Origin of the sequence: Falsiroseomonas oryzae, from assembly GCF_027856955.1 — a bacterium.
In the GTDB taxonomy this organism is placed as follows: Bacteria; Pseudomonadota; Alphaproteobacteria; order Acetobacterales; family Acetobacteraceae; genus Falsiroseomonas; species Falsiroseomonas oryzae.
This window is the reverse complement of the sequence record NZ_JAPSMD010000209.1, coordinates 1-9,314: the sequence shown is the minus strand read 5'-3', so window position 1 is coordinate 9,314 and position 9,314 is coordinate 1. Positions and strand designations below refer to the sequence as shown.

Genomic DNA, 9,314 nt, shown 5'->3' with positions numbered 1-9,314 from the left:
AGCCTCCCGCCCGGCGCGACCTCGCCGGACAGCGCGCTGCGCCCGGCCGCCAGCAGCGCCTCCGCCGCGCCCAGCGCGGCGCGGCAGTCCTTCAGCAGTTCCGTCATGCTCCGGTGTCCAAGGAAGCTAGTCCCGCGGCACGATGCCCGCCTCGCGATAGGCCCCGATGCGATCCGCCGGCAAGCCCAGCACCTCTGCCAGCACCGCATCCGTGTCGGCACCCAGGCGCGGGGCAGGGCGCGGGGGCAGGGCCGGCTGCAGCGGCGAGGACGGGGCGAGCACCCGCCCGACGCCCGGCTGGTCGATCTCGGCGAACAGGGGATTGGCCGCCGAGCAGCGCGGGTCCTCCCGGGCCATTTGTCCGAAATCCTGGTACGGCCCCCACAGCACGCCGCTGCCATCCAGCGCGGCGCGCACCTCCGCCAGGGTCCGGGCGGCGAACCAGGGCGCGAGCACGGCGCCGATCGCCTCCCGCGCCGCATAGCGGCCGCCCTCGTCATCGAGGTCTGCGCCCATCGCCTGGCCCGCCAGGGCGAGTTTGTCCGAAAGCCCCGTGGCCTTTCCGATCGCCCGCCACTGCCGGTTGGAGATCGCGGCCAGCATCACGCGCCGCCCGTCGCGGGTCGGGAAGTCCCGCCCGAAGGCGCCGTAGAGCCAGTTGCCAAGCGGCGGCCGAACATGGCCGTTGACCTGGACGTCGGCGAGATAGCCGAGACTGGCGGCGCTGGCGTAGGCCACGTCGGACAGCGCCAGCGTCACTTCGCCGCCCCGGCCCGTCCGTGCGCGTCGCCGTTCCGCCCCGAGCAGCCCGGTGGCGAGGTAGAGGCCGGCGGCGATGTCCCAGGCCGGCAGCACGTGGTTCACGGGCCGCTCGTCCTCCCCGGTCGCGGTCGGGAAGCCGACCGCGGCGTTCACGGTGTAGTCGATCGCGTTGCCGCCATCATGCGTGCCGGTCAGGCGCAGCATGATCAGGTCGGGCCGCTTCGCCGACAGCGTGGCGTAGGACATCCAGCCCTCGGCGGCGGGCAGGTTGGTCAGCAGGATGCCGGCTTCCGCGATCAGCGCCGCGGCGATCTCCCGCCCCTCGGGCCTGTCGAGCGCGAGTGCGACGCTGCGCTTCCCCTTGTTCAGCCCGGTCCAATAGAGGCTGGTTCCCGACGGCGCGAGCGGCCAGCGGCCGATGTCGATGTTGCCGCCCAGCGGATCGATGCGGATCACCTCCGCACCGAGCTGCGCCAGCGTCATGCCGCCGATCGGCGCGGCAACGAAGGCCGACACCTCCACCACGCGCAGCCCGTCGAGCAGTGCCGTCATGCCGCGATCCACTTCATGCGCTTCTCCGAAACATCGTTGCTGTGCATCTGCGCCTGGCTTGTCGGTGCACACAACCAGAGCGTAAGAGTAGGCCGGGGGGCTCGCCGCGGCGAGGCGCCGCACGTCGTGCGGCAGCAGGGGAGTTGAGTCATGATTCGCGGTGCCATCGAGAACGTGACGCGCAACCGCGTCTATGGCTGGATCTGGTCGCCCGACGCCACGGTGAAGGGCCGGACCATCCTGGCCTTCCTGGACGATGTCTGCATCGGTGCCGGCAAGGTCGAGGAGTTCCGCCAGGACCTCAAGGATGCCGGCCTCGGGGACGGCCAGGCCGGCTTCAACTTCGATCTGACCTACCCCAATCCCGCCGATGCGCCGCGCGTCATCCTGAAGCTCGAGGGCAGCGACGTCGTGCTGATCCAGAAGCGCGCCCGCATCATGCCGCCCGGCGCCGGGGCCTCGCCGGCGCGCGCGGCGCGGCAGCAGCCCAGCCTCTCCTCGCTGCAGTGGATGCGCGCGCGTGGCTGGCTGAGCCAGTCGGACTACGACTTCCTGCGCTTCTTCCGCCAGCTCGGCGTCTATGAGCGATCGCTCGTGGTCCCGCAGGAGCGGCCGGAGCGCGGTGACCCGCAGCTGCTCGACCCGATCGAGACGGCGCGCACGCTGCTGCTGCTGCACCGTATGGAGGAGGCGGAGGTGCGCCGGGAGGCACTTGGCGCCCCGCGCGACTGGCGTCGCCTGGCCGAGCAGCAGGAAGCCGCGGCAGGCCCCGGGGCGATGTTCGCCATGTGGTCGCGCAACCGTGCGCGGATCCCGGTGGTGGAGGGCTCCCACGTGCAGGGCTCGCTGGTCGCGCCCGATGCGGAGCCGCCGGCCGGCGTGGACTATGCCGTCGGGCCCGACCGCCTGCTGTTCCTGGACGGACGCTGCGTGCTCGGCCCGACGGCGGCCTTCCCGCAGGGCGGGGTCGAGGTATTCTACCTCGCCACCTGACCCGGACGGGGGCCGCATGCACGGCCGCAACGCGACGCTCGACGACGCCCTGGCGGAGGCGCGCGAGAGCTATGCGCGCCGACGCCCGAACAGCCTGGCGCGGCACCTGGACGCCGCCGAGGTGATGCCGGGCGGCAACACCCGCAGCGTGCTGTTCCACGGGCCCTTCCCCTTCACGGCCACAGGCGGCGAGGGCTGCCGGATCGAGGACGCGGATGGCCTAACCTACGTCAACATGGCCGGCGAATACACCGCCGGGCTGTTCGGCGCGTCCCACCCGGCGATCCGTGCGGCGGTGCTGCGCGCGCTGGATGGCGGCGTGAACCTTACCGCCCACAACGCCTTCGAGGCGCGCTTCGCCCGGCTGGTCTGCGACCGCTTCCCCGCGATCGAGCAGGTGCGCTTCACCAATTCCGGCACCGAGGCGAACCTGATGGCGCTGGCCTGCGCCACCATCGCCACCGGGCGGCGCACGGTGCTGGCCTTCGAGGGCGGCTACCACGGCAGCCTGCTGACCTTCCCGGGCGGCCGGCCCGCCGCGGTCAACGTGCCGCACCGCGTGGTGCTGGCGCGCTACAACGACCTGGCCGCCGCGCGCCGCCTTGCCCGCGATAATGCCGGCGACCTGGCGGCGATCATCCTGGAGCCGATGCTCGGCAGCGGCGGCTGCATCCCTGCGGAGCGAGTCTTCCTGGAGGGGCTTCGCGCCCTGGCCGACGAGACGGGCGCCGTGCTGGTCTTCGACGAGGTGATGACCAGCCGGCTTGCCCCCGGCGGCCTGCAGGAGGCCATGGGCGTGCTGCCGGACCTGACGACGCTCGGGAAATACGTCGGCGGCGGGATGTCCTTCGGCGCCTTCGGCGGGCGCGCCGCGCTGATGGCGATGTTCGATCCGCGCCGGCCGGACGCCGTGCCGCATGCCGGCACCTTCAACAACAACACGCTGACCATGTCGGCCGGGATCGCGGCGCTCGGCGAGGTCTACACGCCGGATGCCGCACGGGCGCTGAATGCCCGAGGCGATGCGCTGCGCGGCGCGCTGCAGGCCATCGCGGCGCGGCACGACGTGCCGGTGCAACTCACCGGGCAAGGCAGCATGATGACCTTCCATGTCGCGCCGGCCCCGCCGCGCGATGCGACGGAGGTCGCCGCCGGCAACCAGGCCCTGAAAGAGCTGTTGTTCCTCGACCTGCTGGAGCGCGGCTTCTACATCGCGCGGCGCGGCATGGTCGCGCTCTCGCTCGTGCTGGGCGAGGCGGAGCTGGACGGCTTCCGCGATGCGGTGGAGGACGCGCTGGCGCTGCGCGCGCCGCTGTTGCGCGGCGCGCTGCAGGCCGCCTAGAGCAGAACGCCGGAGGGCCTAGCGGCCCGACGGCGTGAACCTGCTCTAGCGCGAATCAGCTCAGCGCTGCGCCGTCAGGTAGGCGATCAGGTCGGCGCGCTGCTGGTCGTTGCGGATGCCCGCGAAGGCCATCGAGCCCTGAGGCACGAGGTCCTTGGGGTTCGTCAGGTAGCGATGCAGGTTCTCATCGGTCCAGGTCAGCCCGCCCTCGGCCAGCTGGCGCATGTTGGCGGAATAGCGGAAGCCCTCGATGGAGGCGGCGCGACGCCCGACCACGCCGTGCAGGTTCGGGCCCACGCCGTTGCGGCCGCCGGCGTCGATGGTGTGGCAGGCGCGGCACTGGTTGAACACGCGCTGGCCGGCGGCGGCGTCCTGCGCCTGGGCGGCGGGGATCGCGCCAAGGGTCAGCGCCGCGGCGGCGGCGAGCAGCAGGCGGTGCGACATGCGGTCTGGCTTCCTCTTTGGCGGTGTCGGCTTGCGACGCATAAGAGTGGGCGCGCGCTGAGTCCGCAAGGGGGGCGGGCCTTCCGGCGATCCCTGCGCACGTGTAGCCTCCGTAACATGACCGCCCCGTTGCTGGAGGTGCGCGGCCTGCGCCGGCGGTTCGGCGGGGTGGTGGCGCTGGACGGGCTGGACCTCGCGGTCCGGCGCGGCACGGTCACGGCCCTGATAGGGCCCAACGGCGCCGGGAAGTCCACGGCCTTCCAGTGCATCTCCGGTGTCATCCGCCCGGATGGCGGGCAGGTGGTCTTCGAAGGTCACGACATCACCGGCGCGCGGCCGGACCGCGTGACGCGCGCGGGGCTGGTGCGCAGCTTCCAGATCGCCCGCGGCATCCCGCGCCTGACGGTGCTCGAGAACCTGCTGCTCTATGGCCAGGCCCAGCCCGGCGAATCGGTGGCTGCCGCGCTTCTGGCCGGCCCCGCGACGCGCCGGCGGGAGGAGGCGCTGCGCGCCCGTGCTGCCACCATCGCCGCGCGGCTCAACCTGACGCGCGTGCTGGACAACCAGGCGGCCGCGCTGTCGGGCGGGCAGAAGAAGCTGCTGGAGATCGGCCGCGCGCTGATGGCGGACCCGAAGCTGCTGCTGCTCGACGAGCCGGTGGCCGGCGTGAACCCGACGCTGGCGGCGGAGATCGCGCAGCACATCGCGCATCTGCGCGACGAGGGCATGACGGTGCTGGTGGTGGAGCACCACATGGATTTCGTCGCCTCGCTCTGCGATCCGGTGATCGTGATGGCGGAAGGCCGGCTGCTGGCCGAGGGCAGCTTCGCGGCCATCGCCGACGATGCGCGCGTGCAAGAAGCCTATATGGGCCGCCGGGTGCACGCGTGACGGCGCTGCTGGAGGTCGAGGGGCTGGTCGGCGGCTATGGTGCGGCCGACGAGATCCTGAAGGGCATCACGGTCGCGCTGGCGCCGGCGCGCATGGCGGCCATCGTCGGGCCGAACGGCGCGGGCAAGTCCACGCTGCTGAAGGCAATCGCCGGGATCCTCAAGCCCAAGGCCGGTGCCATCCGGCTGGAGGGCGCGCCGCTGACCGGCCTGCCGCCACGCGGCATCGCCGCCCGCGGCGTCGCCTTCGTGCCGCAGGAGGCCAACATCTTCGCCTCCCTCACCGTGCGCGAGAACCTGGAGATGGGCGGCTACCTGGAGCCGCGCGCCCGGGTGAACGCCCGCATCGACAGTCTCTACGCCCGCTTCCCCGTGCTGGCGGAGAAGCGCCGCCGCGCGGCCCGCACCCTGTCGGGCGGGCAGCGCCAGATCCTGGCGATGGCCATGGCGCTGATGGTGGAGCCGAAGCTGCTGCTGCTGGACGAGCCCTCCGCCGGGCTCAGCCCGAAGGCCGCGGAGTTCCTGTTCGACAGCATCGCCGCGATCCACGCCGAGGGGACGGCGATCCTGATGGTGGAGCAGAACGCGCTGGAGGCGCTCTCCATCGCCGAGGACGGCATCGTGCTGGTGGATGGCCGCGTCGCGCGCACCGGCCCGGCGGCGGCGCTGGCCGCCGATCCCGAGGTTCGCCGCCTGTTCCTGGGCGGCTAGTCGTGGCTAGAGTGACGAGGGGAGACGGGGAGACAACCATGACCCAGACCAGGATCGGCCGCCGCGCGGCCCTGCTGGGCGCCGCAGGCGGCGTGACCAGCTTCGCCATCGGCGGGAAGGCCTTCGGCCAGGGCAATCCGGTGGTGTTCGGCGCGCTGCCGCCGCTGACCGGCGCCGGCGGGCCCTATGGCCCCGCCATGCTGCGCGCCATCCAGCAGGTGGTGGAGGAGGCGAACGCCGCCGGAGGTATCCGTGGTCGCCAGATCCGCGTGGTGGCGGAGGACGACCAGACCAACCCCGATGCCGGCGTGCGCGGCGCGCGCAAGCTGATCGACGTGGACCGCGTGACGGCGCTGATGGGCACCTGGGCCAGCTCGGTCACCACCGCCGTCGCGCCGCTCTGCTGGGAGAACCGGCTGCCGCTGTTCACCGTCTCGGGCGCGGATTCCATCACGCTGCTGCCGCACCAGGGCTTCATCTTCCGCACGCAGCCGAACAGCCGCCTGCAGATCTCGACGGGCGCCGACTTCCTGCTGCGCCAGGGCTCGCGCCGCGTCTTCCACATGGCGGCGCAGTCGCCGTTCGCGCAGTCCAGCCAGGACGTGCTGGTGGAGAAGTTCCGCGCGGCCGGCGGCCAGGTCGCGGGCTACGTCGTCTATGAGCGCGACAAGACCGCCTTCCGGTCGGAGGTGGACCAGATCATGCGCGCGCGCGTCGATACGGTGTTCCTCAACGGCTACCTGCCCGACGTGACGATCCTGCTGCGCGAGCTGTTCCGCGCCGGCTTCGACGGCCGCCGCTTCACGCCGGCCTATGCGGTGAACCAGAACACCTTCCAGACCCTGCCGAACGAGGTGACCAACGGGGTCATCACCTGGCAGCCGAGCCCGGACGTGGAATCCGGCGCCTTCCGTCGCCTGCAGACGCGCTTCGGCAATGTGGAGGTCGATCCCTATTCCGCGCAGACCAACGACCACGCCGCGCTGGCCATCCTGGCAGCGGCCGCGGCGGGGGATGCGACGGGCGTCGCCATCCGCGACGCCGTCCGCCGCATCGCCAGCGGCGATGGCGAGAAGGTGGACAACGTGACGGACGGCCTGCGCGCGCTGGCGGCCGGCCGGGCGATCAACTACGAGGGCGCCTCGGGCCCGGTCGATTTCGACGAGCGCGGCGACATCCGCGGCACCAAGTTCCGCTACGAGCGGGCGGAGAACGGGCGCTTCGCGCTGATGGAACTGCGTTGATCCAGGACTGGCGGGACCTCGTCCAGGTCCTGGTGAACGGCGTGATGGCGGGCAGCGTGCTCATGCTGCCGGCCATCGGCTTCAACTGCATCTTCGCCGTGCTGCGCTATCCCAACTTCGCGGTGGCGGGCTACGCGACGGTCGGCGCCTTCGCGGGCTGGATCGCCAATGTGCAATGGGGCCTTCCGGCCGGCCTCGCGCTGGTGGCCGCCTTCCTCGTCGCCGGTGCCGCGGGCCTGCTGGCGGAGGAGGCGGCACTGAAGCCGCTGCGTCCTTCCGGCGCGCTGACGGTCGCCATCGCCTCCGTCGCGCTGACCATCCTGCTCGAGAACGTCGTGCGCTTCTTCTTCGGCAACAGCCTGCGCGGCTACGACCTGCCGGTGCTGCGCGACTGGCGCTTCGACGGCATCCGCGTGAACCCGCAGCAGCTGTCGAACACCGCCTATGCGCTGGCCGCGGCGGCCGCGCTGTTCGCCCTGCTCGCCTTCACGCGGCTGGGCCGCGCCATGCGCGCGGTGGCGGACAACCCGCAGCTGGCCGACATCAAGGGCGTGGACCCCGACCGCATCGCGCGCGTCGCGGTGTTCATCGGCGCGGGGCTCGCGGGCTTCGGCGGCATGCTGATCGGGCTCGATACCTCGATCGATCCGCTGACCGGCTTCCGCGTGGTGCTCTCGGTCTTCGCCGCGGCGGTGGTGGGCGGGCTCGGCTCCATTCCCGGCGCGGCGCTCGGCGCGATGGTGGTGGGCATCGGCGAGGAGATGGCCAGCGTGGTGTTGGAACCCGCCTACCGCACCGTCACCGCCTTCCTCGCCATCCTGCTGGTGCTGACGATCCGGCCCGAGGGGCTGCTGGGGCGGCGCGGCTGATGGAAGCCTACCTCGTCGCCATGCTGGTCTTCGCCGGGCTCTATGCGCTGATGGCGCTCGGCCTGAACGTGATCTGGGGCCTGGCGGGGATGGTGAATCTTGGCCTGGTCGGGTTCTTCGGCCTCGGCGCCTATGCCTCCGCGCTGCTGACCACGAAGCTGCTCTGGCCCATGCCGCTGGGCTGGGCGGCGGGCGCGGCGGTGGCGGCGGCGGCGGGGGCGGTGATGGCCGTCATCGTCGCGCGGCTGCGCGGCGACTACCTGGCCATCGTCACGCTCGGCTTCGCCGAGGTGATCCGCCTCGTCGCCTCCAACGAGATCTGGCTGACCAACGGCACGGACGGCATCAGCGGCATCCCCGGCCCCTGGCGCGGCGCGGTGACGCCGCAGCAGTTCAACCTGATCTTCCTGGGCATCGTCTGGGCCGCCGTGGCGGTCGCCTTCGTCGCACTGGCGCGGGTCTCCCACTCGCCCTTCGGCCGCGTGCTGCGCGCCGTGCGGGAAGACGAGGACGTCGCCGCCGTGGCCGGCAAGCCGGTGCTGTGGTTCAAGGTGCGCGCCTTCTGCCTGGGCGCCGCGGTGGTGGGCTTCGCCGGCGCGCTCTACGCCCACTACAACGCCTACATCGCGCCCGAGGGCTTCGCGCCGCTGCTGACCATCTACATCGTGCTGGCGCTGACCGCGGGCGGTGTCGGCGCGATGCGCGGCGCGATCGTGGGCGCGCTGCTGGTGCTGCTGCTGCTGGAAGGCACGCGCTTCCTGGCCGCCGCCATCCCGGGCGTCACGCCGGTGCAGAAGGCGGCGCTGCGCGAGGGCATCATCGCCCTCTCGCTGATCCTGCTGCTGCGTTTCCGCCCGCAGGGCCTGATCCCCGAGCGAACCCGAACGAGAGCGAGCCCATGACCCGTCACGATCCCGCGCCGCACTACGCCGCCGTGGCCGCCGCCGCGCGCGAGCCCGGCCAGCCCGGCACGCTGTTCGCCGCGCTCGACAGCGCCATGGGCCGCGCCATCGGCCACCGGCTGTTCACCGTGCTGGTGGTGCATCCCGGCGCGAACGAGAGCCAGCGCTACTATTCCAACATGCCGAAGGAGTATCCGGTCGGCGGGCGCAAGCCGATCAACCAGACGCACTGGTTCCAGCGCGTGCTAGGCGCCGGCGAATGCTACATCGGCCGCACCTACGAGGACATCAGGGACGTCTTCTTCGACCACGAGCTGATCCGCAGCCTGGGCTGCGAGAGCGTGCTGAACATCCCGGTCCGCTGGAACGGCAGCAGCCTCGGCACCATCAACCTGCTGCACCATGCGAACTGGTACACCGAGGCCGACATCGCCGCCGCGCAGGTCTTCGCCGCGATCGCTGCGCCGGGGCTGATGCAGGTGATCGCGGAGGGCTAGCCGCCCGCGCCCGGCCGCAGCGCCGCGAGATGCGCGGCCGCGGCGTCGCCCAGCCAGGCCCGCAGCACCTCCTCCGTGTGCTCGCCGAGCCGGGGCGGCGGTGCGGCG

The 9,314-nt window shown here is 72.3% G+C and carries 10 protein-coding genes; 8 read left to right on the top strand and 2 right to left on the bottom strand.

Going from position 1 to position 9,314, the window contains the following annotated elements; all coding sequences use genetic code 11:
• Positions 1-126: 126 nt before the first annotated feature.
• Positions 127-1,314 carry a CoA transferase gene (locus OZN99_RS18520; protein WP_270936749.1) on the bottom strand — a complete coding sequence of 396 codons (1,188 nt, stop codon included), beginning with the start codon at positions 1,312-1,314 and terminating at the stop codon, positions 127-129.
• A gap of 150 nt (positions 1,315-1,464) precedes the next feature.
• On the opposite strand from OZN99_RS18520, the gene OZN99_RS18515 reads away from it, so the two are divergent.
• Positions 1,465-2,307: a hypothetical protein gene (locus OZN99_RS18515; RefSeq protein ID WP_270936748.1), complete on the top strand. Its 843-nt coding sequence runs from the start codon at positions 1,465-1,467 to the stop codon at positions 2,305-2,307.
• A 16-nt stretch (positions 2,308-2,323) separates the two neighbouring features.
• Positions 2,324-3,649 carry an aspartate aminotransferase family protein gene (locus OZN99_RS18510; RefSeq protein ID WP_270936747.1) on the top strand — a complete coding sequence of 442 codons (1,326 nt, stop codon included), beginning with the start codon at positions 2,324-2,326 and terminating at the stop codon, positions 3,647-3,649.
• A 60-nt stretch (positions 3,650-3,709) separates the two neighbouring features.
• Here OZN99_RS18510 and OZN99_RS18505 read toward each other — a convergent pair whose 3' ends face one another.
• Complete coding sequence (locus tag OZN99_RS18505) at positions 3,710-4,093, bottom strand: c-type cytochrome (protein ID WP_270936746.1); 384 nt, start codon at positions 4,091-4,093, stop codon at positions 3,710-3,712.
• 117 nt (positions 4,094-4,210) lie between these two features.
• Between OZN99_RS18505 and OZN99_RS18500 the strand changes: the two genes are divergently transcribed.
• From OZN99_RS18500 to OZN99_RS18475, 6 genes are read left to right on the top strand one after another with little or no spacing between them, the layout of a single operon-like run.
• The gene (locus OZN99_RS18500) at positions 4,211-4,984 is read left to right on the top strand and encodes an ABC transporter ATP-binding protein (RefSeq protein ID WP_270936745.1); all 774 of its coding nucleotides are present in this window, start codon (positions 4,211-4,213) and stop codon (positions 4,982-4,984) included.
• Entirely contained in the window at positions 4,981-5,694 is a 714-nt protein-coding gene (locus OZN99_RS18495) for an ABC transporter ATP-binding protein (RefSeq protein WP_270936744.1), read from the top strand. The genes OZN99_RS18500 and OZN99_RS18495 overlap by 4 nt, the downstream gene beginning before the upstream one ends.
• Positions 5,695-5,732: 38 nt before the next feature.
• Complete coding sequence (locus tag OZN99_RS18490) at positions 5,733-6,938, top strand: ABC transporter substrate-binding protein (RefSeq protein ID WP_270936743.1); 1,206 nt, start codon at positions 5,733-5,735, stop codon at positions 6,936-6,938.
• Positions 6,935-7,807: a branched-chain amino acid ABC transporter permease gene (locus OZN99_RS18485; protein WP_270936742.1), complete on the top strand. Its 873-nt coding sequence runs from the start codon at positions 6,935-6,937 to the stop codon at positions 7,805-7,807. Before OZN99_RS18490 ends, OZN99_RS18485 begins: the two co-directional genes overlap by 4 nt.
• Complete coding sequence (locus tag OZN99_RS18480; RefSeq protein ID WP_270936741.1) at positions 7,807-8,709, top strand: branched-chain amino acid ABC transporter permease; 903 nt, start codon at positions 7,807-7,809, stop codon at positions 8,707-8,709. Before OZN99_RS18485 ends, OZN99_RS18480 begins: the two co-directional genes overlap by 1 nt.
• Positions 8,706-9,206, top strand: a complete 501-nt coding sequence (locus OZN99_RS18475) for a GAF domain-containing protein (protein WP_270936740.1) — start codon at positions 8,706-8,708, stop codon at positions 9,204-9,206. The genes OZN99_RS18480 and OZN99_RS18475 overlap by 4 nt, the downstream gene beginning before the upstream one ends.
• Positions 9,207-9,314 lie beyond the last annotated feature (108 nt).